The organism is Herbiconiux sp. SALV-R1, from assembly GCF_013113715.1.
In the GTDB taxonomy this organism is placed as follows: domain Bacteria; phylum Actinomycetota; class Actinomycetes; order Actinomycetales; family Microbacteriaceae; genus Herbiconiux.
In genome coordinates, this window is the sequence record NZ_CP053344.1 from 3,919,369 (window position 1) to 3,945,862 (window position 26,494).

Consider the following 26,494-nt stretch of genomic DNA (forward strand, 5'->3'; position numbering starts at 1 on the left):
TGCCGGCTGCCGCGCTGGCGGCCTGTCGGCCCACCGGTCTCCCGACCTACCGGCCTCAGTGCCCGGAGGGGCGTGTGTCCTCTCCGGGTGCCGACCCGGTGCCGTCGTCGTCGATCTCGTGCTGCTCGATCTCGTTCGGCTTGATCGACAGCGAGAACATCGCCATCACCACGAGCACGACGATGAACGCGATGCCGAAGAAGATGAGCGACAGCACGATCTCGCGCGTCGACAGCAGCACCGTCAGCCCCACGAACAGGGCGAGGATGCCGGAGAGCACGAGCAGTTCGACGGGCTTCAGCCGGTCGCGCCTCGAGGGTTGGTTCACGATGCCTTTCCGCCCCGAGGGGGCTGCCCGGTGGTCGCGGCGGGCACCGCCTGGACTCCCCAGCGCAGCGAGAGGCCGGCGATGACGAGGAACAGCCCGACGATCGCGGCGTAAGCGCCCAGCATCCCGACCGCGAAGACGGGGTCGGTGGGGAAGAAGATCAGCACGAGCGCGAACACGACGGTGAGCGCGCCCACGATCGCCCAGTCGCGGCCCGCGGGGTTCTTGGTGCTGCGGAGACCGGCGTAGAGCTCGAGGAAGCCGCCGATGGCGGAGTTCATGGTCGCGCAGAACAGGAAGAAGCCGAGCCCGCCCGTGCTGAACGCCAGTGCGAGCGCGCCGAACACGACACCCGAGATGCCGTGCACCAGGAAGACGACCCGGATGCTGCGCTCGGCCACCGTACGCCACGACAGCACCGCGACCAGAAGGCCCGAGACGATCGCGAACACGCCGTAGGCGAGGAGGCCCACCTGGGCGGAGTGGTTCGAGACGAAGGTGATGACTAGAGCGGTGACGACGAACGGGATCGCCCTGGCCACGGGAACGCCCCAGTAGGGCGACCGCGGAAGAGTTCGGGGTGCGTCGGTCACGCGGAAAGCCTCGATTCAGCTAGCTCGTACCCCCAGTTTATTGTGCTCAGCCTGGGAGCCTCTCCCGACCGCGTCCTCCGACGCCCGGCGCGCGGGGCGCGACGGCCACCAGAAGCGGTCGCCGGTGAGGAACACCAGCGCCGGCACCAGCACCGTGCGCACCACCAGGGTGTCGAGCAGCACGCCGATGCACACGATCACCCCGATCTGCGTGAGCGCCACCACGGGCAGCACGCCGAGCACCGCGAACACCGCCGCGAGCAGGATGCCGGCGCTCGTGATGACCCCGCCGGTCGAGCTCAGCGCGCGCACCATGCCCTCTCGGGTGCCGTGCACCCCCGCCTCCTCGCGCGCTCTCGTGGTGAGGAAGATGTTGTAGTCGACGCCGAGCGCGACGAGGAAGAGGAAGGCGAACAACACGACGTTGGAGTCGAACGCGGGGAAGCCCATCAGGTTCTGGAAGATGAGGTTCGAGGCGCCGAGGCTGGCGAAGAAGGTCGCCAGTACGCTCGCGATGAGGAGCACGGGCGCCACGAGCGAGCGCAGCAGCAGGGCGAGGATGACGAACACGATCGCCAGGATGAGCGGGATGATGAGCGCCTGGTCGGCGGCCGCCGCGGTGTTCTCGTCGAGGGCTGTGGCATCGCTGCCGCCGACGAGGCTCTGCGAGACGTCACCCGGCGCATCCGTCAATGCCGTGCGCAGGGCTTCGATGGTGGCGAAGGCCGCGTCGCTCTGCGGCTCCGCCGCGAGGGTCACGTCGAGGCGCGTGTAGCCCTCCGCGCTCTCGCCAGCACGCACCGCCTCGACGCCGTCGACGCCCTCGGCGACGCTCGTCGCGTCGGTGACCGCGTCATCCGGGGTCAGCACGATGGTCTGGCCGGTGAGGCCCGCCGAGAACGAGTCGTCGATGACGCGCTGGGCCACCACCGACTCGGGGTCGCCGACGAACTGGTCGACCTGGGAGAGGCCGATCCGCACCCCGAAGAGCCCGAGCGCGAGGGCGCCGATGCCGAGGGTCGCCACGATCGCCACCGCGGCGGGGCGGCGGCGCACGCCGCGGCCGAGCCTGGTCCAGAGCGTGGGCTTCTGGGCGGCGTGGTGGTGGTCGCCCGTGGCGTGCACGCGGGGTACGAACGGCCAGAACAGGCCGCGACCGCAGATGACGAGCGCGGCGGGAAGCACGATGAGAGCGAACAGCACGGCGATGGCGATGCCGATGGCGCACGCGATGCCGAGGGCGCGGTTGCCGGCCAGCTCGGCGAAGACGAGGGTGAGCAGGCTCAGCGCGACGGTGCCGCCACTGGCGGCGATGGCGGGCCCGGCGCTCGTGACCGCCGTGAGCATGGCGCGGTGGCGGTCGTTCTCGCGGGTGAGCTCCTCGCGGTAGCGGGCGACGAGCAGCAGGGCGTAGTTGGTTCCCGCGCCGAAGACGAGCACGGAGAGGATGCCCCCGATGGAAGCGTCGATCGTGACGCCCAGCGGGTCGGCGAGGGCGGTCACCACGACGCGGGCGAGGCCGTCGGCGGTGCCGACGACGGCGAGCGGCACGATCCAGAGCAGCGGGCTGCGGTAGGTGACGATGAGGAGCACCGCGACCACGATCACGGTCACGAGCAGGAGGCGGAAGTCGGCGCCGGCGAAGGCGTTGCTGATGTCGGCTTGGAAGCCGAGCGGTCCGGTGAGCAGGGCTGACACGCCGTCGGGGAGGCCCTCCGACGCGGTGCTGCGCAGGTTCTCGGCGGTTCCCTCGAGGTCGTCTTCCGCGGTGGCGGAGTCGAGCGGCACGACGACGATCGCGGCATCGCCGTCGTCGCTGAATTGCGGCACGACGGCCTGGGGGGCGATCGAGTCGTCGGCGAGCGCGGTCGCCGACGCGGTGACGGCCTCGCGGTCGGCGTCGCCCAGCGCCGCGCCGTCGTCACGGCTGTAGACGACGATCGCGGCCGTGCTGTCGGCGCTCGGGAACTCCTCGAGCAGCGCGGAGACCTTCGCGGCGTCGCTGGAATCAGGAAGGCCCGAGGCCGGGAAGCTCTCGCTCGACCCCTTCGGCAGCAGGCCGAACAGCAGCGCCACGGCGGCGGCCGCCAGACCGAGAACCAGCCATGCCGTGCCCTTGCCGCTCACGAACCGTGCGACAGCGCGCATCCGTCTTCTCCCTCGTCCGGTGTCTTTTCCATCGACTTGCCAGATAACCAAGTAACTTAGCTATCTAGTGGATTAGCATGGCACCCGTGGATGTCGACCGCAAACCGGGAACGGAGCGCCCGGCCGCCGAACCGGGCGGCGCCTTCGCCGACCCGGAGGAGCAGGGCGCACCCTGGTCGCGAGACGAGCTGGAGTCGGCCGGCATCTCGGAGCGCGACCCGATCATCACCGCCCTGCGCGACATCGACACGCACTCGCGGGCCTTCGAGCGCCGCCTGGCGTCGACCCTGACGGTCAACCAGACCGACCTCACGGCGATGCAGCACCTCATCTCGAGCGGCCCGCTCACCCCGAGCGACCTCGCCGCGCGCCTCGGCGTCACCACCGCGGCGTCGACCCTCGTCGTCGACCGCCTCGTCGCCCTCGGCCACGCCGAGCGTCACCCGCACGAGCACGACCGCCGCAAGATCGTCGTCATCCCGGCCCGCAGCTCGGTGCTGCGCGCCATCGACGAGCTCCGCCCCGTCATCGACGGCCTCAGCGACCTCGTCGCCGACCTCACCCCCGAGGAGCACACCGTCGTCGAACGCTTCCTCCGCGGCGTCGACACCATCTACCGCGACGCCGCCTCCGCCGACTGACCGCGGCGCTCCGCGCCCCGGGTCAGTCCCGGTAGTCGGCCGAGATCATCCAGCGGTCTCGCACGCGGAACGTGGGCAGCGTCTGGCGCTTCGCTCGATTCCCAGCGACGGTCCCTCGCATCCCCACCTCACGCGCCCACGCAGCGAGCGTCACGACCTTCCGGCTGGTGATTCATCACCATGCGCCCGATGCGGCCGTTGCCGTCGACGAACGGATGGATCACCTCGAACTCGCAGTGGAACCACGCGATGCGCTCGATCACCCCATCAGGTGACCCACCCGGAAGCGCTCGAGTGCCTCGTCGATCAAGCCGGCGACAAACGCGGGATTCGCGCCGAGGTGAGAACCCACTCGCACCCACTCGTCACCGCGCCGGAATCGGCCGGCGGCGTCGTCACGGATGCCGGTGAGCAGCTCCCGGTGCCACCGCAGGAGCAGGTCGACCGACAGTGGCTCGGTCGAGTTCAGGAGATCATCGGTCACCCTCGCGAGGTTGCTCGCTTCGACGATCTCCCGCAGATCCCGAGCGGTCGTCGGAACACCACCCGCCAGGATGCGCTCCGTGTCTTCGAGGGTGAGCGTCGAATTCTCGATGGCATTCGACTGATGCACCGATTCAGGGAGTTCGGCGAGTGCGAATTACCGTGAATCGACGCCGCCAAGAACATCAATTCACGGTTAACCTAACGCCACTATGACCGCGACAAGGTGACCTTCTCGGGCTACGCCGGGGGCATGTCCGCGAAGCGGGAGAAGTGGCCGTGGAAGCCGACGGTGATGGTGGCGGTAGGGCCGTTGCGGTGCTTGGCGACGATGAAGTCGGCCTCGCCGGCGCGCGGGTTGTCTTTCTCGTAGGCGCCCTCGCGGTGCAGCAGGATGACCATGTCGGCGTCTTGCTCGAGCGAGCCCGACTCACGCAGGTCGCTGATGGCGGGCTTCTTGTCGGCGCGCTGCTCCGGGCCGCGGTTGAGCTGCGACAGCGCGATCACGGGCACCTGCAGCTCCTTCGCCATCAGCTTCAGCGCACGCGAGAACTCCGACACCTCCTGCTGGCGGCTCTCCACCTTCTTGCCGCTCGTCATGAGCTGCAGGTAGTCGATGACGACGAGCTTGAGGCCCACCTTCTGCTTCAGCCGACGGCACTTCGCCCTGATCTCCACCAGGGTCATGTTCGGGCTGTCGTCGATGTAGAACGGGGCGTCGTTGATGCGCCCGCGGGTCGAGGCGAGGGTGGTCCAGTCGCGCCCCTCGATGCGCCCCTTCCGCATGCTCTGCAGGGGAACGGATGCTTCTGCCGACAGCAGCCTCATCGCGATCTCCGAGCGCCCCATCTCGAGCGAGAAGAAGATCGACGGCATGTCGTTCTTGATGGAGGCGGCGCGGCAGAAGTCGAGCGCGAGTGTCGACTTACCGAGCGCCGGACGGGCGGCGACGATGATCATCTGCCCCGGGTGGAACCCGTTCGTGAGGTTGTCGAGGTCGGAGAAGCCCGTGGGCACCCCGGTCATCTGCCCGTCTTTGCCGGCCGCCGCCTCGATCTCGTCGATGGCCGCGGTGACGGCGACCGTGAGGGGAACGTAGTCCTCGGTCTCCACACCGCCGTTGACGGCGTAGATCTCGGCCTGGGCGTTGTTGACCAGGTCGGTCACCTCGCCCTCGCTGGCGTAACCCATCTGCACGATGCGCGTGCCGGCCTCGACGAGTCGCCGCAGCACCGCCTTCTCCGCGACGATCGACGCGTAGTAGCCCGCGTTCGCAGCCGTGGGCACGAGCCCGGTGAGGGTGTGCAGGTACTCAGCACCACCCGCGCGCACCAGCTCGCCGGTCTTGGTGAGCTCGTCGGTGACGGCGATCACGTCGGTCGGCTCGCCGTGCGAGTAGAGGTTGAGCAGTGCCTCGAAGATCACCTCGTGCTTCGGCACGTAGAAGTCGACCGAGCGCATCACCTCGACGACGTCGGCCACCGCATCCTTGCTGAGCAGCATGCCGCCCAGGGCGCTCTGCTCGGCGAGCAGGTCGTGGGGCGGGGTGCGGTCGCCGGCCGAACGCGGCTCACGGTCTCCGGGGCGTTGCTGGTCTCCCGCGAGGCCGAGATGGGCGATCGACACGTGGTCTCCTCCTGGTCGTTCTCGTTGCTCGCACCAGCAAAGCGGTGGCGGGCGGTCGGATCAAATTCACTTGTGGATAACGTTGTGGACGATCTGGGCGAAACGCCGTGGCCGATGTGCACAAGGTGTGTATTAGTCTGTGGACAACCACCGACATCGAACCCTGAAAACGACTCTGACCGGGCCTTTCACGTTCCCACATCCTGTGAGTGGATACATCCTTCGATCAACACTTGAATGTTGAGGGACGGCCCTCGTCCTGTGTATAGGCATGGGGATTCCGGGCGCGAAAAAGGGGCGCCAAGGGCACGAAAAAACCCTTGACACCCCTTGATCGGGTGGACTACTTTGCTGCGACCACCTGAAGGCTGATCGTGGCCGAGATGTCATCGCGCAGACGCACCGTGGCCTCGTGGTTCCCGGTCGCCTTGATGGCGGTGGGGATCTCGATCTTGCGCTTGTCGAGCGAGCCGATGCCGGCCGCCGCCACCGCGTCGGCGATGTCGGAGGTCTTCACCGAGCCGAACAGACGACCCTCTTTGCCCGCCTTGACGGTGAGCTTGACGGTCGCGTTCTCGAGCGACTGCTTGATGTGCTGAGCCTCTTCGATGGTGGCGAGCTCACGAGCGGCACGAGCCGCCTTGATCTGCTCGACCTGCTTCTCGCCACCGCGGCTCCACGCCACGGCGAAGCCCTTCGGGATGAGGTAGTTGCGGGCGAAGCCGTTCTTGACCTCGACGACGTCGCCGGGGGTTCCGAGACCGGTCACCTCGTGGGTGAGGATGAGTTTCGACATTCTGCTGCTCCTTAGCGGCCCGAGCCGGCGTAGGGCAGGAGTGCCATCTCGCGGGCGTTCTTGACGGCACGGGCGATGAGGCGCTGCTCCTGAACGGAGACTCCCGTGATACGGCGGGCGCGGATCTTTCCACGCTCCGAGATGAACTTGCGCAGGGTCGCGACGTCTTTGTAGTCGATGACTCCGACGCGGATCGACTTCGCGGGTGCGGCGTTCTTCGCACCCTTGGCGCCGCGCAGCGGCTTGCGGCGGTCGCCGCTTGACTTTCCAGCCATGGTGATTCCTGTTCTGAAAGAGAAGAGAGTTTAGAAGGGGGTGTCGTCGGCGTACGAGCCCGGAGTGTTCCAGACGTCGCCGCCCGAGCCACCCGACGAGGAGGGAGCGGATGCCGCCCACGGCTCGTCGACGGCGGGCTGACCACCGCGGTTGCCGCCCCCGAAGGAGCCGCCGCCACCGCCGCCACCGGAGGTGGCACGGGTGACCTGCGCGGTCGCGTAGCGGAGCGAGGGGCCGATCTCGTCGACCTCGAGCTCGATCGAGGTGCGCTTCTCGCCCTCTTTCGTCTCGTAGGAGCGCTGACGCAGGCGGCCGGTCGCGACGACACGGCTTCCCTTCGTCAGCGATCCGGCGACGTGCTCGGCGAACTCACGCCACACCGACGCCCGGAGGAACAGCGCTTCGCCGTCCTTCCAGTCGTTCGACGCACGGTCGAAGGTGCGGGGGGTGGAGGCGATCGTGAAGTTCGCTACCGCGAGCCCGTTCTGCGTGTAGCGCAGTTCAGGATCGGCGGTGAGGTTTCCCACCACGGTGATGACGGTCTCGCCGGCCATGATCGACTACTCGGCAGCCTTGGTCGACGCCTTCGACGCAGCGGCCTTGACGGCGGCGGCGGGGGAGGCGGATGCGGCGGGAGCGGCAGCCGGGGCAGCAGCGGCCTTCGGGTTGGCGGCCTTGCGGGCGGCCTTCTCGTCGGCGAGCTTCTTGGCGGCGGCGACCTGGGCGATTCCCTCTTCGGCACGGAGCACCTTGGTGCGCATGACGGCCTCGGAGAGCTTCAGCTGGCGGTCGAGCTCCTTGGTGGAGTCGGCGGTCGCGGTGAGGTTCACCACGGCGTAGATGCCTTCGCTCTTCTTGTTGATCTCGTAGGCCAGGCGACGGCGGCCCCAGATGTCGACGTTGTCGACGGTGCCACCGTCGTTGCGGATGACATTGAGGAACTTGTCGAGGCTCGGAGCCACGGTGCGCTCGTCGATCTCGGGATCGAGGATGACCATGAGTTCGTACTGATGCGTCACAAACCCACCTCCTTCGGACTAGAACGGCCACAGACGGTCTGTGACAGGAGGGTTCTGCATCGGCCCGGCACCCGAACGGAGAGTTCCATCGGGCACAGGACAACCTGGGTAGCCTACCAGAATGCGCATCGCCCTGGTATCGCTGCACACCTCCCCGCTGGCCCTCGCCGGCTCCGGCGACGCCGGGGGCATGAACACCTTCCTGCTGGGTGTCGCCGACGCGCTCGTGGCCGCCGGTCACGAGGTCGAGCTGCTGACCAGGGCGACGGATGCGCGCCCCGGCACGCCAGACGCGCTGCGCACGCCGGGCGGTGCGGTGGTGCGCTTCCTCGAGGCCGGGCCGCGCGCATCGGTGCCTAAAGGGGAGCTCGCCGCGCTGGCACCCGCGTTCGCCGACGCGCTGCGCGCCCTGCCCCCCTTCGACGTGGTGCACTCGAACTACTGGCTCTCGGGCCTCGCGGCGCTGCCCGTGGCGGAGGAATGGGGCGTGCCCCACGTGCTCAGCCTCCACACCGTCGCCGCCCTGAAGAACGCGCGCCTCGCGCCCGGCGACACACCTGAGCCCTCGTCTCGGCTCGACGGCGAGCGGATGCTCGTGCGGGCTTCCGCTCTCACCGTCACCCACACGGCCGCCGAGCGGGAGGCCGTGGTCGAGCTGCTCGGCGCGGAACCGACCGCAGTGGTGACGGTGCCGCCTGGCGTCGACACCGAGCTGTTCCACCCGGGTGACGCGACCCCCGGTCGGCCTGTCGTCGCGGTGCTGGCCCGCATCCAGCCGTTGAAGGGGGTCGACCTCGCGATCGAGGCGCTGGCGCGCATCCCGTCGGCATCGCGGCCGCGGCTTGTGATCGCGGGAGGGGTGAGCCCCGGCCACGACGACTACGCGCACGACCTCCTCTCGCGCACCCGCGAACTCGGGCTTGAGGGCGACATCGAGTTCCTGCCTGCCCAGGAGAGGGCCGCGGCCGCCGAGCTCCTGCGCGACGCCGCGCTGCTGCTGGTCCCATCCTTCTCCGAGACCTTCGGGCTCGTGGCCCTGGAGGCGGCGGCCAGCGGCACGCCCGTGGTGGCCGCGCGCACGACGGGGCTCCTCGACGCGGTGTCCGATGGCGAGAGCGGCGTGCTTCTCGACGGGCGCGATCCCGCACTGTGGGCCGCCACCATCTCGGGGCTGCTAGCCGATCCGGCACGGCTCGCCGCGCTCTCCACCTCCGCAGTCGCGTTCGCGGCCCGCCACACCTGGCGTGGCACCGCGGTTCGCCTCGCCGGCCTGTACTCCGCCGCCGTCGCGGCGCGCATCGCCCGCGCGGCGTTCGGCGACAGCCCCGTCTTTCTCCACGCGCATCCCGACGACGAGTCGATCTCGACCGGGGGAGCGATCGCCGCGGTCGTGCGGGCGGGGGGACGGGCGACCGTCCTCACGGGAACCCGGGGGGAGCGCGGCGAAGTGGTGCCGGGCCCGTTGCACGCGTTGGAGGGCACGCCACGGCTGGCGCCGCACCGGGAGGGCGAGTTGCGCGCCGCGCTGGCTGAACTCGCCCTGGCGGGTGACGGCACTCTCGCGCACGCCTACCTCGGGGGTCGTCGGCAGACGTATGCCGATTCCGGAATGCGCTGGGGCGACGACGGCTTCGCGGTCGCCGCGGCCGACGCCCCGGCCGATGCGCTGAGCCTCGCACCGCTCGAGGACGTGGTGGCAGACGTGGTGACGGCGCTGGAGGAGCTCGGCGTGCATCCGTCTTCCATCGTCAGCTACGACGCCCGCGGGGGATACGGGCACCCCGATCATGTGCGCATGCACGACGCGGCCCTCGTTGTGGCGGCCCGGCTCGGCGTGCCGTTCTTCGCCGTCACCGAGCCCCGCGTCGACGGCGGCGACGGGCCGGAACCGCCCGCCACCGAGGTGCGACTCGAACTCGGGGCGCTCTGCGCGGCCAAGGCCAGGGCGATGGCCGCCCACGCCACCCAGCTCACGCTAGACGACAGCACCGAGCCGCCGCACTTCGTGCTGAGCGGCGGTCAGCGGCATCCGCTCGGCGTCATCGAGGGTTTTCGCCGGGAGGAGACCGATACGATCGTTCAGTTCTGACAACTACTGAATGAGAGCCGTGCCGAATGAGCATCAAGGTCGCCATCGCGGGCGTGGGCAACTGCGCCAACTCGCTGATCCAGGGCGTGACGTACTACGCCGACGCGGATGACACGGAGGCGATCCCCGGGCTGATGCACACGCGCTTCGGCAGCTACCATGTGGGCGACATCGAGTTCGTCGCGGCCTTCGACGTCGACGCCGCCAAGGTGGGGGTCGACCTCGCCGAGGCCATCTGGGCCAGCGAGAACAACACGCTCAAGTTCGCAGACGTCGCGCCCACCGGCGTGACCGTGCAGCGCGGCCCCACCCTCGACGGCCTCGGCGAGTACTACGTCGAGATGATCGACGAGTCGCCGGCCGAGCCGGTCGACGTGGCAGAGGTGCTCCGGGCCTCGGGGGCCGACGTGCTCGTGGGCTACCTCCCGGTGGGCTCGGAGGAGGCCGTGAAGTACTACGCTCAGGCGGCGCTCGACGCCGGCGTGGCCTACGTCAACGCCGTTCCGGTGTTCGTCGCCTCCGACCCGGAGTGGGCGCAGAAGTTCGTCGACGCCGGGCTCCCCATCGTCGGCGACGACATCAAGAGCCAGGTCGGCGCCACCATCACCCACCGCGTGCTGGCGCGCCTCCTGGAGAGCCGCGGCATCCGCCTCGACCACACCTACCAGCTCAACGTCGGCGGCAACATGGACTTCAAGAACATGCTCGAGCGCCGCCGCCTCAGCTCGAAGAAGGTGTCGAAGACCCGCTCGGTGACCTCGAACATCGACATCGAGCTCGACGCCGACGACGTGCACATCGGCCCGAGCGACCACGTGCCGTGGCTCGACGACCGCAAGTTCGCCTTCGTGCGCCTCGAGGGCCACGGCTTCGGCGGAGCGCCGCTGAGCCTGGAGTACAAGCTCGAGGTGTGGGACTCGCCGAACTCGGCCGGTGTCATCATCGACGCGCTGCGCGCCGCGAAGATCGCCCTCGACGCCGGTCTCGCCGGCCCGGTCGAGGCGGCGAGCGCCTACTTCATGAAGTCGCCCGCGAAGCAGCTGCCCGACGACGTGGCGCGCACGCAGCTGGAGGAGTTCATCACTCGGTACGGGACTGCCACCAACTGAGGAGCCGCGACGTGGCCTCCTCCTCCGAGAGGGGGCCCTCGTCGAGGCGCACCTCGAGCAGATAGGCATAGGCCTGGCCCACCTCACGTGACGGCTTGATGCCGAGGATCGCCATGATCTGCTCACCGTCGAGGTCGGGCCGCACCGCGGCGAGCTCCTCCTCCTCGGCGAGCACGGCGATGCGCTGCTCGAGGTCGTCGTAGGCGAAGGAGAGCTGGTCGGCCTTGCGCCGGTTGCGGGTGGTGACGTCGGCCCGGGTGAGGATGTGCAGACGTTCGAGCTGGTCGCCCGCGTCGCGCACGTAGCGTCGCACAGCGGAGTCGGTCCACGCCCCGTCGGTGTAACCGAAGAAGCGCAGGTGCAGCTCGATGAGCCGCGACACCGCCGCGATGGTGTCGTTGTCGTAGCGCAGGGCGCGCAGGCGCTTCTTGGCGAGCTTCGCCCCCACCACGTCGTGGTGGTGGAACGTCACCTGGCCGCCGGCCTCGTTGCGCTTGGTCGAGGGCTTGCCGATGTCGTGGAGCAGCGCGGCGAGCCGCAGCACGAGGTCGGGCGAGGCGATGCCCGTGCCGGCTGCCGCGCGCGACTTCTCGAGCTCGATCGCCTGGTCGAGCACCGTGAGGCTGTGCTCGTAGACGTCTTTGTGGTGGTGGTGCTCGTCGCGCTCGAGCTGTAGGGCCGGCACCTCCGGCAGCACGATGTCGGCGAGGCCGCTCTCGACGAGCAGTTCGACGCCGCGGCGGGGCGCATCCGTCTTCAGCAGTTTCGAGAGCTCGTCGTTCACGCGTTCGATCGACACGATGCCGATCGACTCCTTCATCTCGGAGATCGCGATCGCGGTGTCGACGTCGACGGTGAAGCCGAGCTGGGCGGTGAACCGGATGGCACGCAGCATGCGGAGCGGATCGTCGCCGAACGAGGTCTCGGGTGCGCCGGGGGTGCGCAGCACACCCGCGATGAGGTCGTCCATGCCGTGCGCGGGGTCGACCAGCACGAGCTGGGGGAGACGCAGGGCCATCGCGTTCACCGTGAAGTCGCGGCGCAGCAGATCGCCCTCGAGGGTGTCGCCGAACTCCACGGCGGGCTTGCGGCTCTCGCCGTCGTAGGAGTCGGAGCGGTAGGTGGTGATCTCCACCGTCTCGCCGTCGATGCGCGCGGCGATGGTGCCGAAGGCGCGGCCCACGTCCCACTGGGCCTGCGAGATGGGCGTCACCAGCTCGAGGATCTCGTCGGGCCGGGCGTCGGTGGTGAAGTCGAGATCGGTGATGGGTCGGCCGAGGAAGGCGTCGCGCACCGGGCCCCCCACGAGCGCCAGCTCCCGGCCCGCACTCGAGAAGGCGGCGGCGAGCGTGGCGACAGGGCCGCTCTCCGCCAGGGAGGCGAGGAACGCGAGCGACTGCTGAACCGATTGCACCGAGTCATTTTAGCCGCGGCCCCGCGCCGACCGCCTCCCGGTTCTCCCAGCCCGCGTCTCCTAGAATCGCCAGGAGGAGTGAGAGCGTCACCGGGCGCGCACTCCGTCGGCCTATGAACTCACCAGCGCGTCGGATGTCCCGAGTTGCGCCCGCGATCGCAGCCTGCGCGCTCGTCGCCGGTGCTCTGTTCGCGACCCCCGCGCCGAGCGCGTCGCAGGCGGCCGAGCCGGCGACCGCTGGCGGCAGCGGCACCACCGGGCTCAGCACCGAGGTCGACCTCACGGGGACCTCGGCGGCTGCCCCCACCCTCACCCTGGCTCCCGCGAACGACGGCGTCGCCGGCCCGGGCTCGGAGCTGCAGCTCGCCGTCGAGATCGCGAACCCGAGTCAGGGCCGCACCGTCGACACACCCCTCACCGTCTCGCTCGGTGACACCCCCTTCGACTCGGTGTCGACCCTCGGCTCTTGGCTCGACGGCAGCGACGGTGACGGAGCTGCGCCCGAGCTCACCCCGCTCGCCTCGGTGGCGTCCACGGCGGTCTCGCCCGGCGTCACCCACATGGTGCAGCTGAGCGTCCCCGCGGCCCAGCTCGACGCGGCCCTCGATGGCTGGGGCGTCTATCCCGTCTCGGTGTCGGCGACCATCGACGGCGTCACCACGGTCGCCCGTTCGTCGATCGTCTGGAACGACCCCGCCTCATCCGCCCCCGCGCCGGCCGACCTCACGGTCATCGCCCCCATCACGACCGTGGCGAGTTCGACCGGGCTCATCCAATCGGCAGCGTTGGAGGCCTTCACGAGCGACACCGGCGTTCTCACCCGCGAGCTCGACGCGGTGATCGACCAGCCGGTCACCATCGCCGTCGACCCGCGCATCATCGTCTCCATCCGGGCGCTCGGCTCGGCCGCCCCCGACTCGGCCGTGGCGTGGCTGCAGCGCCTCGACCAGGCGAGCAACCCCATCATCCCGCTCACCTTCGGCGACTCCGACATCTCGGGCGAGCGTCAGGCCGGCGCGACCCAGGTGCTGCAGCCCACCTCCTTCTCCTACGCGCTGCGCGGCGCCGACTTCACCGACGTCGACGAGCTCATCGAGCCCACCTCGGTTCCGGATGCGGGGGCCGTCACCGCGAGCCCGTCGCCCACCCCGGCGGCCGCGTCGGTGCCCACTCTCGACCAGCTCCTGGCCTGGGACTACACCTCGAGCACCATCGCCTGGCCTCGCGGGGGCACGGTGGTCGGCGACGACCTCCCGGTGTTCGCCTCCTCCGGCTACGAGCGCACCATCATCGACTCGGAGCAGCTCACCGCGACGCCCCAGGAGAGCGACAGCGGCGAGTCGGGCGCCGCCGACCCCGCGCCCGTCGCGGCCACCGCGCGGCTCGGCGCCCAGCAGGTGCTCGTCTCCGACCACGTCGTCTCCGACGCGCTGCAAGACGCCCTCTCCGCCACCACCGACACGAGCCGCGACGCTGCCTACGCCGCGCTCTCGGCCTCGCTCGCGGTGGCCGCCGAGCACGGCATCGTGCCCTCCGGCGCCCCCGGGGTGAAGGTGCTCGCGGTGCTCGACCGGGAGACCATGAACCTCAGCGACCTGGGTGAGGCGATGTCCGTGGTGGGTCGAGCCCCGTGGTCGCAGCCCTCTCCGCTTGAGGCCCTCCTCACCGGGGCGTTCGAGCAGCCCCTCACGCTCACCGACTCCCCCCAGCCCGCCGAGCGCATCGACAGCATCGCCGCGCTGCTCTCCGACGCGCGCGGCGTCGACGCCTTCTCCTCCGTGCTGGTCGACCCGTCGCTGCTCTCAGGCTCGCAGCAGGCGAACCTGCTCGCCCTGCTCTCGAACGCCTGGACCACCAACACCGGGGGCTGGGACGTCGCCGTCGACGCCGCGCGCGAGACCACGGCGACCACTCTCGGCTCGGTGCAGATCGTCGACGGCTCGAACATCAACATGGTGGCGAACCAGGCCAATCTGCCGGTCACCCTGAGCAACGACCTGCCCTATCCGGTGAACGTGGTCGTGCACGTCACGCCCTCGAACGGCCGCCTGGTCGTGGAGAAGAGCGACATCGAGGTCACCATCGAGGCGAACTCGCGCAAGGGCGCCCAGATCCCCCTCGAAGCCGGCGTCGCGAACGGACCGGTGACCCTGAGCTTCCAGGTGCTGAGCCCCACAGGCGTGCTCGTGTCGGTGCCGTCCCCCGTGCTGGTGAACGTGAGTGCCGACTGGGAGACCTGGGGCACGGTGATCGTCGCGATCCTCCTGGTGCTGCTGTTCGGCTTCGGCCTCGTGCGCAACATCCTGCGACGCCGCAAGCGCAACCGCGAAGCACCGAGCGAGACGGATGCGTCCCATGGCTAGCAGCATCGGTCGCGCCAGCCTCTTCCTCGCCTCGGGCACGATGGTGTCGCGGGTGCTCGGCTTCGTGCGCACCATCATCCTGGCGCAGACCATCGGTGTGGTCGGAAGTGCGAGCGCTGACGCCTTCGCGGTGGCCAACCAGCTGCCGAACAACATCTACGCCATCATCGCGGGCGGCACCCTCTCCGCCGTCCTGGTGCCTCAGATCGTGCGGGCGACCCTGCACAGCGACGGCGGCAAGGGCTACATCAACAAGCTGCTGACCATCGCCATGGTCATCCTCGCGGGCACGACCGTGGTCGCGACCCTCGCCGCCCCCGTGCTGGTGACCGTGTCGGCGCCGAGCTGGTCGCCCGAGCAACGGGCCCTCGGCATCGCCTTCGCGTTCTGGTGCCTGCCGCAGATCTTCTTCTACGGGCTCTACACGGTGCTCGGCGAGGTGCTCAACGCCAAGAGCGTCTTCGGGCCGTTCACCTGGGCGCCGCTGGTCAACAACGTGGTCTCGATCGCGGGTCTGGTCACCTTCATCGTGCTGTTCGGCGCCGACCCGAGCGGCGAACGACTGGTCAGCGACTGGTCGCCCGACAAGATCGTCGTGCTCGCCGGGAGCACCACTCTCGCCGTGGCCTGCCAGGCCCTGGTGCTGTTCGTCTTCTGGCGCAGGGCGGGCATCCACTACCGTCCCGACTTCCGCTGGCGCGGGGTGGGCCTCGGTGCCGCGGGCAAGCTCGCCGGCTGGACCTTCGGCATGCTGCTGGTCACGCAGGCGGCCGGTCTGGTCGAGACGATGGTGGCCTCGATCGCGTCGGGAGACGCAGCGTCGGTGGCGACCATCCAAGCGGCCTGGCTCATCTTCATGCTGCCCCACTCGATCATCACCGTCTCGATCGTCACCGCCTACTTCACCAAGATGTCGGGCCACGCGAACCGCGGCGAGACCGTCGAGCTCAGAGGCGACGTCTCGGCCGCCATCCGGGTGACCGGGCTCTTCATGGTGCTCGGCACGGTCGTGCTGATCGTCGTCGCCTATCCCTTCTCCAGCCTGTTCACCGAGAACGTCGGGCAGTCCGTGGCCATGGGCAACGTGCTCATCGCCTTCGTGGTCGGGCTCGTGCCGTTCAGCGCCCTGTTCGTCCTCCAGCGGGTGTTCTACTCGCTCAGCAACACCAAGACGCCGTTCTTCCTCCAGGTGCTCCAGGCGACCATCTTCACGGCCCTGGCCATCGGATGCGCGTTCCTTCCCGCCGACCTCATCGCCGTCGGTCTCGCCCTCGCGCTCTCGCTGGCCACCGCGATCCAGACCCTGGTCGCGGGCGTCATGATCCGCGGCAAGCTCGGGGGAGTGGGCGGCCGCACCGTCGTCGTCAGCTTCCTGCGCTTCGCCCTCGCCGCCCTGCCGTCGGCGGCCGCCGGCGTGGGCACGTATCTCGCCCTCCAGGCCCTCCTCGGTGGCGACTTCCCCACCTCGGGTTTCGTCGGCCCTCTCATCTCCATGGCGGTCATCGGCGTGGTGATGCTGGCCGTCTATCTGGGAGCCCTGTTCCTCATCCGTTCGCCCGAGTTGAAAGACGCTCTGGGTCCCCTGAGGGCCCGTCTCGGCCGCTGACCGCGCGGAATAGTGCGCGGTTAGGATGTGTTGTACCGCTCGACGGACCCGGCAGCACCGTGCCCGCCCTCATTTCAGGAGACAGTAGACATGCGCGAGATCATCATCATCGGGTCGGGCCCCGCCGGGTTCACGGCGGCCATCTACGCCGCCCGTGCCGGCCTCAAGCCCCTGCTCCTCGCCTCGAGCGTCGAGGCGGGCGGAGACCTGATGAACACCACCGAGGTCGAGAACTTCCCCGGTTTCCCGCAGGGTGTGCAGGGTCCCGAGCTCATGATGAAGCTGCAGGAGCAGGCCGAGCGCTTCGGCACCGAGGTCGTGCTCGACGACGTCACCCGCCTCGAGCTCTCGGGCGAGGTCAAGGTCGTCGAGACCGGGTACTCCGGCACCTTCGAAGCCCGCTCGGTCATCTTCGCCACGGGTTCGGCCTATCGCAAGCTCGGTCTCCACGACGAGGAGCGGCTCTCCGGCCGCGGTGTCTCGTGGTGCGCCACCTGCGACGGCTTCTTCTTCAAGACCAAGACCATCGCCGTGGTGGGCGGCGGCGACTCCGCCATGGAGGAGGCCACCTTCCTCACCCGCTTCGCGGAGAAGGTCTACGTCGTGCACCGCAAGGATTCCCTGCGTGCCTCGAAGATCATGCAGGAACGCGCGTTCGGCAACGACAAGATCGAGTTCGTGTGGAACTCCGAGGTCGTCGGCATCAGCGGCGAGAACGCGGTCGAGGCCCTGCAGCTGCGCGACACCGTCACGGGCGAGGAGAGCACCCTCGAGGTGCAGGGCCTGTTCGTGGCCATCGGCAACGACCCGCGCGTGCACCTCGTGCACGGTCAGCTCGACCTCACCCCCGAGGGCACCATCGCCGTGGCGGGCCGATCCTCCAAGACCAACCTCACCGGCGTGTTCGCCGCCGGTGACGTGATCGACCCGCACTACCGGCAGGCCGTCACCGCGGCTGCCTCGGGCACCGTCGCCGCGCTCGACGCCGAGGAGTTCCTCGCGTCGCTCGACCAGGCCGCCGCCGAAGCCCGCGACCTGGTTCCGGCCGAGTAGCGCATCCGAACTCCCCCTCCCCACGAAAGAAGGAAGCCATGTCCAACGCCAAGGCAGTCTCCGACTCCACCTTCGACGCCGATGTCCTGAAGTCCGAGAAGACGATCCTCGTCGACTTCTGGGCCGAGTGGTGCGGCCCGTGTCGTGCCGTCGCCCCGATCCTCGACCAGATCGCCGCCGAGCACGGCGACAAGATCGAGATCGTGAAGCTCAACGTCGACGACAACCCGCAGACCGCGATGAAGTACCAGATCACCTCGATCCCCGCCCTCAAGGTCTACCAGGGCGGCGAGGTCGTCAAGACCATCATCGGCGCAAAGCCCAAGGCGGCCCTCGAGGCCGACCTCGCGGCCTTCATCTGATCGCCTCGACCCCGTCGAACCCCCGGGAACGCGCCTGACGGCCAGTTCCTGACGAGTGGCCCGCCGCATCCTTGCGCCGGGCCACTTTGTCGTGTTCTACGATGGAATTTCGGTCTACGTCGGGATGTACGTCAGTGAGCAGCCACAACCCTCCACAGCAGTCAGGTAACAACCTCGATCCCTGGTACTACAACTATGCCGAGCGCACGGCCGGCCTCGCCGCCTCCGAAGTGCGCGCCCTGTTCGCCGTCGCCTCCCGCCCCGAAGTGGTCTCGCTCGCCGGTGGCATGCCGGCCGTCTCGGCCCTGCCGCAGGAGCTCGTCATCGACTCCATGAACCGCGTCATGCGCGAGCAGGGCCCCGTCGCGCTGCAGTACGGTTCGGGTCAGGGCGTTCCGAAGCTGCGCGAGCAGATCCTCGACGTCATGGCCATGGAGGGCATCCGTGCCAGCGCCGACGACGTCGTGGTGACCACCGGCTCGCAGCACGCGCTCGAGCTGGTGACGAAGCTGTTCATCGACCCGGGAGACGTCGTGCTCGCCGAAGGGCCGAGTTACGTCACGGCGATGGTGATCTTCAGGTCGTTCCAGGCCGAGACACACCATGTGCTGATGGATGAGCACGGCATGATCCCGGAGTCGCTGCGGGAGAACATCGCACGGCTGAAGGCCGCCGGCAAGAAGATCAAGCTGCTCTACACGATCCCCTCGTTCCAGAACCCCGCGGGTGTGACGCTGAGCTGGGAGCGGCGGCTCGAGATCCTCGAGATCGCCCGTGAGAACGACATCCTCGTGCTCGAAGACAACCCGTACGGCCTGCTGCACTTCGACGCCCCGCCACCGCCCGCCATGCGCTCGGTCGAGCAGGACGGCGTCATCTACCTCGGCACGTTCTCGAAGACCCTGGCGCCCGGTTTCCGTGTCGGCTGGGCGCTCGCGCCCCACGCGGTGCGTGAGAAGCTCATCCTCGCCAACGAGGCGGCGGTGCTCTCGCCGAGCTCGTTCAGCCAGCTGGTCGTGTCGGAATACCTCGACTCCATCGACTGGCGCGCCCAGGTCGACCGCTTCCGCGGCGTCTACCGCGAGCGCAAGGAGGCGATGATCTCGGCTCTCACCGAGTACCTGCCGAATCTCAGCTGGACGAACCCCGACGGCGGCTTCTACGTCTGGCTCACGCTCCCGCCCTACCTCGACTCCAAGCAGATGCTGCCGCGTGCGGTCAAGGAGCTCGTCGCCTACACGCCGGGTACCGCGTTCTTCTCCGACGGCGGCGGGCGCAACAACATCCGTCTCTCGTTCTGCTACCCGACGCCCGAGGCGATCAAGGTCGGCATCCGGCGTCTTCAGTCGGTCATCAACGGCGAGCTCGACCTGCTGGAGACCTTCTCGGCGACCGGCCCCCTCGAGACCGTCCGCGATCGCAACTACTCCGCGCCCCCGCCCAACCTGGATTGAGGATCGACCCCATGTCCGACGAAACCACTCCCCGCACCGTCGTGGTGCTCGCCGGCGGTATCTCCCACGAGCGCGACGTGTCGCTCCGGTCGGGCCGCCGGGTTGCCGACGCCCTCCTCGAGCGCGGTCACTCGGTCACGCTTCGCGACCCGGATGCGTCACTCCTGCCCTTCCTCGCCGACAACCGTCCCGACCTGGTGTGGCCCGCCCTCCACGGTGCGAGCGGAGAAGACGGCGCGCTGCGCGCCCTGCTCGGCATGCTCGGGGTGCCCTACGTCGGATCGCGGTCGAACACGGCGCGGCTGGCCTGGCACAAGCCGACCGCCAAGGAGATCGTGGAGCGCGCCGGTCTCGCCACGCCGCGGTCGATCACGCTTCCTCGCGACAGCTTCCGTGAGCTCGGCGCCACGCAGGTGCTCGCCCTGGTGCTGGAATCGCTCGGAGGCGACCTCGTGGTGAAGCCGGCCATGGGCGGTTCGGCGCTCGGGGTCGGCGTGCTCGAGACGCCCGACGATCTGCCTCGCGCCGTCGTCGACGCCTACACCTACGGTGAGGTGGCGCTCATCGAGCAGCGCGTGCGCGGTGTCGAGATCTCGGTCGGCATCGTCGACCTGGGGGACGGTCCGTTCGCTCTTCCTGCAGTCGAAATCGATCCCCGATCAGGCATTTATAGCTTCGAAGCGCGCTACAACGCGGGGGAGACGAGTTTCTACGCCCCCGCTCGCCTCGATGCCGAGACCGCGGCGAACGCTCAGCGCGCGGCACTCGAGATCCACACTGCGCTGGGCCTCCGGCACATCTCGCGCGTCGACCTGATCGTCGACGCCGCGGGGGTGCCGTGGTTCCTCGAGGCGAACGTCCTCCCCGGTCTGACCGAGACGTCGACGGTGCCGCAGGGCATCCTCGCCGCCGGCTTCACGCTGGGTGCGGTGTACGAGCAGATCGGCGAGGTCGCGCTCCGCGACGAGCGCGGCTAGGCCGAACCCTCGCCACCCCCGAAGCCATCTTCTCCGAGCTCGGAGAGGATGCGGTTGAGGTCGCCGATCGTGGCGAAGTCGATGACGATCTGACCCTTCGTGCGCCCCAGGCTCACTCGCACGCGAGTGTTCAGGCGGTCGCCGAGGCGTTCACCGATCTCGTCGAGGTGGCCGCGCTTCGCCCCCGCGGTCGTCTTCGCTCGCGACTGCTTGGGGGCTTCTGAGGCGAGCGCCTCGGCCGCTCGCACCGACAGGTCTTCGTTCACGATCTTGTCGGCGAGCTTGGTCATCGCGTCGACGTCTCCGACGGCGAGCACGGCGCGGGCGTGCCCCGCACTGAGCACCCCAGCTGCGACACGGTTCTGCACCGACGGGGGGAGACGCAGAAGGCGGAGGGTGTTGGTGATCTGCGGGCGTGACCGGCCGATCCGCTCGGCGAGCTGGTCTTGGGTGATGCCGAAGTCGTCGAGCAACTGCTGGTAGGCGGAGGCCTCTTCGAGTGGATTGAGCTGGCTGCGGTGCAGGTTCTCGAGCAGCGCATCCCGCAGCATGTCTTCGTCGGCGGTGTCTTTGATGACGGCGGGGATCGTGTCGAGGCCCACCTCCTTCGTCGCACGCAGACGCCGCTCGCCCATCACGAGTTCGTACTGCTGCTCGGCGCCGTCTTCACGGGGGAGTTCGCGCACGACGATGGGCTGGAGCACACCGATCTCGCGGATCGAGTGCACGAGCTCGGCGAGGTCGGCGGGATCGAAGACGCTGCGGGGCTGCTTGGCGTTCGGAACAATGGATGCGGGGTCGAGCTGCGCGAGACGCGCACCGGGCACCGACACGAGCTGCGTGTCGGTCGCCGCGGGGCGGGGGGCGTCGAAGAACACGTCCACCGGGCGGGCACCCTCGAGCCGAGGCTCGTCGGTGGGGATGAGGGCTCCGATGCCGCGGCCGAGGCCGGCTCTCTTCTTAGTGGCCACGCTGTGACGCTCCTCTTTCTGCGATTTCGGCGGCAGCCTCGAGATACGAGATCGAGCCGGGGGAACTGGGGTCGAAGCTGATCACGGTCTGCCCGTAGCTCGGGGCCTCTGAGATGCGCACGGATCGCGGGATGACCGCCTGCAACGTCTGCTCGGGGAAGTGCTCACGCACGTCTTCGGCTACCTGGAAGGCGAGTCGGGTGCGGCCGTCGTACATGGTGAGCAGGATAGTCGAGACCGCGAGTGTCGGGTTGAGGTGGCGCTCGATGAGGCTGATGTTGTTGAGGAGCTGACTGAGGCCCTCCAGCGCGTAGTACTCGCACTGGATGGGGATGAGAACCTCACGCGCTGCGACGAAGGCGTTGATGGTGAGCAGGCCGAGCGACGGTGGGCAGTCGATGAAGACGTAGTGGAAGGGTTCGCCTTCGCGCTCCTTCGCGGCGAGGAAGCGGTCGAGCGCGCCACGGAGACGCTGTTCGCGGGCGACCATAGGGACGAGTTCGATCTCTGCGCCGGCCAGGTGGATGGTGGCCGGTAGGCAGAAGAGGCGCTCGTTCTCAGGGCTTGCCTGCACCACATCGGCGATGTCTTCGTCACGGATGAGCACGTCGTAGACGCTCGGGAGCTCACCGCGGTGGTCGACGCCGAGCGCTGTGGATGCGTTGCCCTGAGGATCGAGGTCGATCACGAGAACACGGGCTCCCTCGCGCGCGAGTGCCGCAGCGAGGTTGACGGTGGTCGTCGTCTTCCCCACACCACCCTTCTGGTTGGCGACCGTCAGCACCCGCGACGAGTGGGGGAGGGGAAACTCTCTCGTCGCCAACCGACGACGGCGCTGCGAGAGGTCTGCCAGTTCTCGAGCCAGTGGAGTCGTCGCATCGAAAGCGGTGGAATCACTGGTGGTCATTCACTTCATCCTGTCGACATGTTTCACGTGAAACATCGGGGGCTGTGGAACCGGGAGGGCAGACTTCGATGCTACCCAAGAACGCCGTGCGCTCCCGCGTGTCGCGGCGAAACCTGGCTGGCTGGTGCCTTGGGGCTGATGTCAGGCGGGAACGCTGGCACGGATGACGCGGGTGATCTCCAGATCACGGTCGGCGCCGAGCTCCAGAACCTCGACACCAGTCAGTTTGTAGCGACGGATGGCCTTCTCGGCTGCCTCGATCTCGCGCTGCGCGCCGGCGCCCTTCATGAGCACCATCTCGCCGCTTGGATTGAGAAGAGGAGCGCAGAGAGGAATGAGCTTCGCGAAGGCACTGACTGCGCGGGCGGTGACCTGGTCGAGGGTGGTCTGCCCCCGGTACTCCTCGGCGCGAGCCCGCACGACCGTCACGTTGTCGAGACCTAGAGCCGCGCGCTGCTCTTCGAGCCACGCCACCCGGCGCTCCATCGGCTCGATCAGCACGAAGTCCACATCAGGTCGAGCGATGGCCAGAACGACTCCTGGTAAACCGGCGCCACTCCCGATATCGCCGACCATGCCGGGGCGCAGGAGGGGAGCGACAAGAGCACAGTTAACGATGTGCCGCGTCCAGATGCGGGATAGCTCGAGCGGACCAATGAGACCCAACTTTTCACCTCGCGCAATCAGATCATCGGTGTACTGCCGCGCCAGTTCGATTCGATCGCCAAAAATAACGCGCGCGACCTCTGGTTCTTGCTCCGGCGTCGAGGCTTCATTCTCCGACACGAACACGCTCCCTCACCACGATACATGTTTCACGTGAAACATCGAGCCCGCCGACCAACCCAGCGTCCCTCGCACTGCAGAGGCGCGGGTCCACGAACGCTCAAGTCTAGCGCTCGGAGATTCGCGCACACTGGAGCACGCGAGACCTCCGCTGTGAACCAACCAGTCGCGCGAACCTGGTGTCGGTGTTTCACGTGAAACATTCGTCAGCCGCCCGCCAAGGTGGATATCTCATTTTTCACGGTGGCAAGGCGCGGGGCGCCGCGTCTAGAACGCAAGGGTCGGGCATCGGCTCCGTGAGTGTTCGGCGGAACATCATCCGGAGATAACCAGTCGGTTTCCATTCGACCGAACGCACCCGCGCCGCGATAGGACTCGAACCGAACCGACTGATTCAAGGTGCCGGCGCAGTCACCCCAAATTTCCGGCGAGGTGTCCGACATTGCGCACACGAGCCGCATCCGGGCCGTCGACGTGAACGGGCGGGTCGAACCCCAAACGCGCGCCGGGCCGGTTGAGGTCGGTATGAGATGGACCGGGCGACCGCAAGCTGCCGCGATGTTTCACGTGAAACATCTAGGGGAACGGAACCCCATCCCAACGAAATACGAAGCGAGGCATGACAGGAAATCATTGGACCGATTGCACCGGCTAGGTAGCGGATTGGCCCGCCCGCAGCCCCTCCCCATCGACACCACCAGCGTTGGCTCCACAACGAGAGTGAGAGGCCGACAGCTCGAAGTAGCTCACCGAGAAGTCCCGAAAGCGCAGCGCCGAGCCCGTGAGTGCGGATTGCGACGGGTGAAGGATGATTGTGTCCTTCCACTGATCGGGATGAATCAGCCGCGGGAGAAGACGAAAGTCGCTCGAAAGTATCGCTCGGCTGCGGCGACCGGGGCAACCGTCAATCCTCTGATCGCAGTCATCAACTGCCGCTTGAAGGTAGGGGAGGGCGGCGGTTGCGACGGGTCGAAAGGCGCCTGTCACGCCAGGGATCGCGAACACGCCCCGCCTGTCTCTGCGACTGCTGGTGAAGGGACTGCGGCTCAATATGTGCCGACTCGTTGGACCACGCAGATTGCATGACCTAACCGAGTTTCCCGTCATCGGTCCCTGAGGTCGAATTGCCTCGACAGCCGCGTCAAGGTAAGGAAGGCAGGTAGGACGTCGTCTGGTTGGCTCGTCACATAGTGCCGCGTCCCGGCACGAGGTGCGGTTCGTGGCCGGGCGACAGCTCTCATCGGAGGGGCCCGGGCCAGGTACGCCAGCATGCCGCGCCGCCGCAATGGCGCGAATCAACCACGGCTCACGTGGAACCCGCTAGCCGGATTTGATCGGAGATCAACACCCACCTCGCCCCTAGCGCGAACGCAAGGGCGAGATGTACTGCCGTGAGGGGGTCTAATGCGACCAGTCGACCGCGGGCCAGGACTGGAGACGCCGTCGATTTCGCACCCCCCTTCGCTTTCCTTGCGTCGATGCCGCGGGCTGTTGGAGCGACGGGGCGGCGGATCGGCCCGACGTCCCATGTGGTGTCGACGAGGCGCAAAGTGCCATCATGACGCGCGCGGGGGTCGACTGCGTGCAGACGATCGTCAGCGACCGGCGCTGACCCGGGTGAAGTTGTGCACGTGCGGCGCTGGCACTCGCGGCGATGGAGAAGATCCCGCGCACGACGCGTGGTCACGCCACGGAGCGTCGGGGGTCATACTCGGCTCGGCCGCGATCTCCCGCGATGAAACAGCCACCGTTGCAAGCGTGTCAAGGAATTAAGGGGGCGGGACGTCCGGCTTCTCTTCGAGTGGGCGCGAAGTGCCGCTTGGAGGCGCTTGAATGGGCGGTTTGTGCTCTTTCGATGTTACGCGCGCAACGGGCTGATCGAGGAAGGCGACTGCGAGGATGCCTCACGGGAATTACACCCATGTAATTCGAGGGCGGGGACGAGAAAGGGCCGGGGCGCCGGAGGCGCTCACCGGCCCTTCGTCGGGTGGGTGGTAGGGGGAGGGGTCAGGCGCGGCGGATGACCGTGTGGCGGTCGCGGCCCTCGCCCTCGGACTCGGAGGTGAAGCCGCGGTCGGCGACGATGTCGTGCACCAGCTTGCGCTCGTACGACGACATCGGCTCGAGGGCGGCCGCGCCCGCGCCGGCCTCGATCTCGGCGATCGCCGAGGTCACGAGCTTCTCGAGCTCGCGCTGCCGCTGCTCGCGGCTGCCGCCGACGTCGAGGATGAGGCGCGAGAACTCGCCGGTCTTCGTCTGCACGGCCAGGCGAGTGAGCTCCTGCAGCGCCGACACGGTGTCGGGCCGCGACAGCAGGCGGAGGTTGCTGTCGCCCGAGGCGTTCACCGAGATGTACGCGCGACCATCGGTCACCGAGATGTCGATGTCGCCGTCGAGGTCGCAGATGTCAAGCAGCTCTTCGATGTAGTCGGCAGCGACATCGCCCTCGTCGACGGTGTCGGTGGGCTCGACTGCCGCAGCCGGGGTGGCCTCAAGGTCGATGGTGGTCTCGGTCACGTCGCTCATTTCTTGCCGCCTTGCTTCTTCGCGCGGTTCTTGCTCACCGGCTGCTGTCGTTGGGTGGGTTTGGGGGGTTCGGGTGCCGCCTCGATCTCACCGGTGGCACCCTTCTTGGGCTCCAGCTTGCCGCGTCGAGCGAGTCGCTCCTCACGCGCCTTCGCCGCCTCGCTACCGGGGGTCGGCATGTTGCGGATGACGAGGAACTGCTGACCCATGGTCCAGAAGTTCGAGGTGAGCCAGTAGAACATGACACCGAGCGGGAAGGCCACACCCGAGAACACGAACACCAGGGGGAGGATGTACAGCAGGATGCGCTGCTGCCGGTACATCGGGCTCTCCTTGGCCTCCGGAGACTGGTTCTTCGCCATGATCTGCAGCTGCGTGTAGAACTGCGACGCCGTCATCAGCACCACCATGAGGCCCGCGATCAGCATCACCTGCCACGGTCCGCCGGCGTTCCAGGCACCGATGAAGGTGTCGTGGAGAGGAGCGACACCGAACAGCGTCGCGTCACCGAACTGCTTGCCGAGTGCGGCATCGAGGGGGCCGACGCCGGCCTGACCCTTCTGCGCGTTGTTGAGCACCGAGAAGAGGCTGAAGAAGATGGGCATCTGCAGCAGCAGGGGCAGACAGGAGGCGAGCGGGTTGGTGCCCGTCTTGCGGTAGAGCTCCATCGTCTCGCGCGACATCGCCTCACGCGAGAACTGGTCTTTCTTGCCCTTGTACTTGTCTTGGATCTTCTTCAGCTGCGGCGCGACCTCGAGCATCTTGCGCTGGCTCTTGATCTGCCGCACGAAGATGGGGATGAGCGCCGCGCGCACGACGATGACGAGACCGACGATCGACAGCACCCAGGTGAGGCCGGCGGCCGGGTCGAGGCCGATGGCCGTCCACACCCAGTGCCAGGCCACGAGGATCAGCTCCACCACCCACTTGATGGGCCAGAGGATGGTATCGATGAACGGGATTTCCA

24 protein-coding genes and 1 pseudogene are annotated in these 26,494 nt (G+C 68.3%); 9 read left to right on the plus strand and 16 right to left on the minus strand.

Translation table 11 applies throughout. The features are described from left to right. Positions 1–55: 55 nt before the first annotated feature. Genes HL652_RS18720 through HL652_RS18730 form a run of 3 tightly spaced genes read right to left on the minus strand, consistent with a single transcriptional unit; the run spans position 56 to position 3,069 of the window. Positions 56–328, minus strand: a complete 273-nt coding sequence (locus HL652_RS18720) for a hypothetical protein (protein WP_171706706.1) — start codon at positions 326–328, stop codon at positions 56–58. Continuing rightward, positions 325–921: a hypothetical protein gene (locus HL652_RS18725; RefSeq protein WP_171706707.1), complete on the minus strand. Its 597-nt coding sequence runs from the start codon at positions 919–921 to the stop codon at positions 325–327. The genes HL652_RS18720 and HL652_RS18725 overlap by 4 nt, the downstream gene beginning before the upstream one ends. A 15-nt stretch (positions 922–936) precedes the next feature. Further along, positions 937–3,069 (minus strand): MMPL family transporter, encoded by a 2,133-nt coding sequence (locus HL652_RS18730; RefSeq protein WP_171706708.1) that lies wholly within the window; start codon positions 3,067–3,069, stop codon positions 937–939. Positions 3,070–3,146: 77 nt separating this feature from the next. On the opposite strand from HL652_RS18730, the gene HL652_RS18735 reads away from it, so the two are divergent. Then, positions 3,147–3,710, plus strand: coding sequence for a MarR family winged helix-turn-helix transcriptional regulator (locus tag HL652_RS18735; RefSeq protein WP_171706709.1), 564 nt, complete (start codon positions 3,147–3,149; stop codon positions 3,708–3,710). A 128-nt stretch (positions 3,711–3,838) separates the two neighbouring features. Here the strand turns inward: HL652_RS18735 and HL652_RS21550 are convergent, their stop codons facing one another. The 7 genes and pseudogenes from HL652_RS21550 to rpsF form a co-directional block, all read right to left on the minus strand. After that, a complete protein-coding gene (locus HL652_RS21550; RefSeq protein WP_216603944.1) occupies positions 3,839–3,973 on the minus strand; it encodes a Fic family protein in 135 nt (44 codons plus the stop codon). After that, positions 3,970–4,323 (minus strand): Fic family protein, encoded by a 354-nt coding sequence (locus HL652_RS18745; RefSeq protein ID WP_171703405.1) that lies wholly within the window; start codon positions 4,321–4,323, stop codon positions 3,970–3,972. The genes HL652_RS21550 and HL652_RS18745 overlap by 4 nt, the downstream gene beginning before the upstream one ends. A 110-nt stretch (positions 4,324–4,433) precedes the next feature. Further along, on the minus strand, positions 4,434–5,819 hold the full coding sequence (dnaB, locus tag HL652_RS18750) for a replicative DNA helicase (protein ID WP_171706711.1): 1,386 nt from the start codon (positions 5,817–5,819) through the stop codon (positions 4,434–4,436). A gap of 343 nt (positions 5,820–6,162) precedes the next feature. Further along, on the minus strand, positions 6,163–6,615 hold the full coding sequence (gene rplI, locus HL652_RS18755) for a 50S ribosomal protein L9 (protein ID WP_171706712.1): 453 nt from the start codon (positions 6,613–6,615) through the stop codon (positions 6,163–6,165). An 11-nt stretch (positions 6,616–6,626) separates the two neighbouring features. Beyond that, positions 6,627–6,890, minus strand: a complete 264-nt coding sequence (rpsR, locus tag HL652_RS18760; RefSeq protein ID WP_022895757.1) for a 30S ribosomal protein S18 — start codon at positions 6,888–6,890, stop codon at positions 6,627–6,629. Between the two features lie 30 nt (positions 6,891–6,920). Beyond that, positions 6,921–7,445 (minus strand): single-stranded DNA-binding protein, encoded by a 525-nt coding sequence (locus tag HL652_RS18765; protein ID WP_171706713.1) that lies wholly within the window; start codon positions 7,443–7,445, stop codon positions 6,921–6,923. 93 nt (positions 7,446–7,538) lie between these two features. After that, a pseudogene (gene rpsF, locus HL652_RS18770) lies at positions 7,539–7,889 on the minus strand (30S ribosomal protein S6); the annotation flags it as partial. 142 nt (positions 7,890–8,031) lie between these two features. Here rpsF and HL652_RS18775 point away from each other — a divergent pair. Together HL652_RS18775 and HL652_RS18780 are read left to right on the plus strand one after the other, a co-directional pair. Next, positions 8,032–9,999, plus strand: coding sequence for a glycosyltransferase (locus HL652_RS18775; protein ID WP_171706715.1), 1,968 nt, complete (start codon positions 8,032–8,034; stop codon positions 9,997–9,999). Between the two features lie 26 nt (positions 10,000–10,025). After that, positions 10,026–11,108, plus strand: coding sequence for an inositol-3-phosphate synthase (locus HL652_RS18780; protein WP_171706716.1), 1,083 nt, complete (start codon positions 10,026–10,028; stop codon positions 11,106–11,108). On the opposite strand, the gene HL652_RS18785 is transcribed toward HL652_RS18780, so the two are convergent. Continuing rightward, the gene (locus tag HL652_RS18785) at positions 11,080–12,522 is read right to left on the minus strand and encodes a CCA tRNA nucleotidyltransferase (RefSeq protein ID WP_171706717.1); all 1,443 of its coding nucleotides are present in this window, start codon (positions 12,520–12,522) and stop codon (positions 11,080–11,082) included. The two genes, HL652_RS18780 and HL652_RS18785, sit on opposite strands and share 29 nt — an antisense overlap. A 134-nt stretch (positions 12,523–12,656) precedes the next feature. Between HL652_RS18785 and HL652_RS18790 the strand changes: the two genes are divergently transcribed. The 6 genes from HL652_RS18790 (at position 12,657) to HL652_RS18815 (ending at position 20,337) form a co-directional block, all read left to right on the plus strand. Next, entirely contained in the window at positions 12,657–14,885 is a 2,229-nt protein-coding gene (locus HL652_RS18790; protein ID WP_171706718.1) for a DUF6049 family protein, read from the plus strand. Further along, complete coding sequence (gene murJ, locus HL652_RS18795) at positions 14,878–16,491, plus strand: murein biosynthesis integral membrane protein MurJ (protein ID WP_171706719.1); 1,614 nt, start codon at positions 14,878–14,880, stop codon at positions 16,489–16,491. The genes HL652_RS18790 and murJ overlap by 8 nt, the downstream gene beginning before the upstream one ends. A gap of 90 nt (positions 16,492–16,581) precedes the next feature. Beyond that, a complete protein-coding gene (gene trxB / locus HL652_RS18800) occupies positions 16,582–17,544 on the plus strand; it encodes a thioredoxin-disulfide reductase (protein ID WP_171706720.1) in 963 nt (320 codons plus the stop codon). A gap of 38 nt (positions 17,545–17,582) precedes the next feature. Beyond that, a complete protein-coding gene (trxA, locus tag HL652_RS18805; RefSeq protein WP_171706721.1) occupies positions 17,583–17,906 on the plus strand; it encodes a thioredoxin in 324 nt (107 codons plus the stop codon). A gap of 101 nt (positions 17,907–18,007) precedes the next feature. Then, positions 18,008–19,360, plus strand: a complete 1,353-nt coding sequence (locus HL652_RS18810; RefSeq protein ID WP_171706722.1) for an aminotransferase-like domain-containing protein — start codon at positions 18,008–18,010, stop codon at positions 19,358–19,360. Between the two features lie 11 nt (positions 19,361–19,371). Further along, entirely contained in the window at positions 19,372–20,337 is a 966-nt protein-coding gene (locus tag HL652_RS18815) for a D-alanine--D-alanine ligase family protein (RefSeq protein ID WP_171706723.1), read from the plus strand. Here HL652_RS18815 and HL652_RS18820 read toward each other — a convergent pair. The 5 genes from HL652_RS18820 to yidC form a co-directional block, all read right to left on the minus strand. Beyond that, complete coding sequence (locus HL652_RS18820) at positions 20,334–21,308, minus strand: ParB/RepB/Spo0J family partition protein (RefSeq protein ID WP_171706724.1); 975 nt, start codon at positions 21,306–21,308, stop codon at positions 20,334–20,336. The two genes, HL652_RS18815 and HL652_RS18820, sit on opposite strands and share 4 nt — an antisense overlap. Beyond that, positions 21,298–22,215: a ParA family protein gene (locus HL652_RS18825; RefSeq protein ID WP_171706725.1), complete on the minus strand. Its 918-nt coding sequence runs from the start codon at positions 22,213–22,215 to the stop codon at positions 21,298–21,300. Before HL652_RS18825 ends, HL652_RS18820 begins: the two co-directional genes overlap by 11 nt. Positions 22,216–22,356: 141 nt before the next feature. Next, positions 22,357–23,001, minus strand: coding sequence for a 16S rRNA (guanine(527)-N(7))-methyltransferase RsmG (gene rsmG / locus HL652_RS18830; protein WP_171706726.1), 645 nt, complete (start codon positions 22,999–23,001; stop codon positions 22,357–22,359). Between the two features lie 2,007 nt (positions 23,002–25,008). Continuing rightward, a complete protein-coding gene (locus tag HL652_RS18835) occupies positions 25,009–25,527 on the minus strand; it encodes a Jag family protein (RefSeq protein ID WP_171706727.1) in 519 nt (172 codons plus the stop codon). After that, a complete protein-coding gene (gene yidC, locus HL652_RS18840; RefSeq protein ID WP_171707458.1) occupies positions 25,524–26,489 on the minus strand; it encodes a membrane protein insertase YidC in 966 nt (321 codons plus the stop codon). Before yidC ends, HL652_RS18835 begins: the two co-directional genes overlap by 4 nt. Positions 26,490–26,494: the final 5 nt, after the last annotated feature.

What these genes read in the sequence shown, in the direction of transcription:
- HL652_RS18730 (WP_171706708.1), bottom strand. Translation starts at nt 3,069, where the DNA reads ATGCGCGCTGTCGCACGGTTCGTGAGCGGCAAGGGCACGGCATGGCTG.
- HL652_RS18735 (WP_171706709.1), top strand. Translation starts at nt 3,147, where the DNA reads ATGGCACCCGTGGATGTCGACCGCAAACCGGGAACGGAGCGCCCGGCC.
- rplI (WP_171706712.1), bottom strand. Translation starts at nt 6,615, where the DNA reads ATGTCGAAACTCATCCTCACCCACGAGGTGACCGGTCTCGGAACCCCC.
- rpsR (WP_022895757.1), bottom strand. Translation starts at nt 6,890, where the DNA reads ATGGCTGGAAAGTCAAGCGGCGACCGCCGCAAGCCGCTGCGCGGCGCC.
- HL652_RS18765 (WP_171706713.1), bottom strand. Translation starts at nt 7,445, where the DNA reads ATGGCCGGCGAGACCGTCATCACCGTGGTGGGAAACCTCACCGCCGAT.
- HL652_RS18775 (WP_171706715.1), top strand. Translation starts at nt 8,032, where the DNA reads ATGCGCATCGCCCTGGTATCGCTGCACACCTCCCCGCTGGCCCTCGCC.
- HL652_RS18780 (WP_171706716.1), top strand. Translation starts at nt 10,026, where the DNA reads ATGAGCATCAAGGTCGCCATCGCGGGCGTGGGCAACTGCGCCAACTCG.
- HL652_RS18790 (WP_171706718.1), top strand. Translation starts at nt 12,657, where the DNA reads ATGTCCCGAGTTGCGCCCGCGATCGCAGCCTGCGCGCTCGTCGCCGGT.
- murJ (WP_171706719.1), top strand. Translation starts at nt 14,878, where the DNA reads ATGGCTAGCAGCATCGGTCGCGCCAGCCTCTTCCTCGCCTCGGGCACG.
- trxB (WP_171706720.1), top strand. Translation starts at nt 16,582, where the DNA reads ATGCGCGAGATCATCATCATCGGGTCGGGCCCCGCCGGGTTCACGGCG.
- trxA (WP_171706721.1), top strand. Translation starts at nt 17,583, where the DNA reads ATGTCCAACGCCAAGGCAGTCTCCGACTCCACCTTCGACGCCGATGTC.
- HL652_RS18810 (WP_171706722.1), top strand. Translation starts at nt 18,008, where the DNA reads ATGGAATTTCGGTCTACGTCGGGATGTACGTCAGTGAGCAGCCACAAC.
- HL652_RS18815 (WP_171706723.1), top strand. Translation starts at nt 19,372, where the DNA reads ATGTCCGACGAAACCACTCCCCGCACCGTCGTGGTGCTCGCCGGCGGT.
- HL652_RS18825 (WP_171706725.1), bottom strand. Translation starts at nt 22,215, where the DNA reads ATGACCACCAGTGATTCCACCGCTTTCGATGCGACGACTCCACTGGCT.
- HL652_RS18835 (WP_171706727.1), bottom strand. Translation starts at nt 25,527, where the DNA reads ATGAGCGACGTGACCGAGACCACCATCGACCTTGAGGCCACCCCGGCT.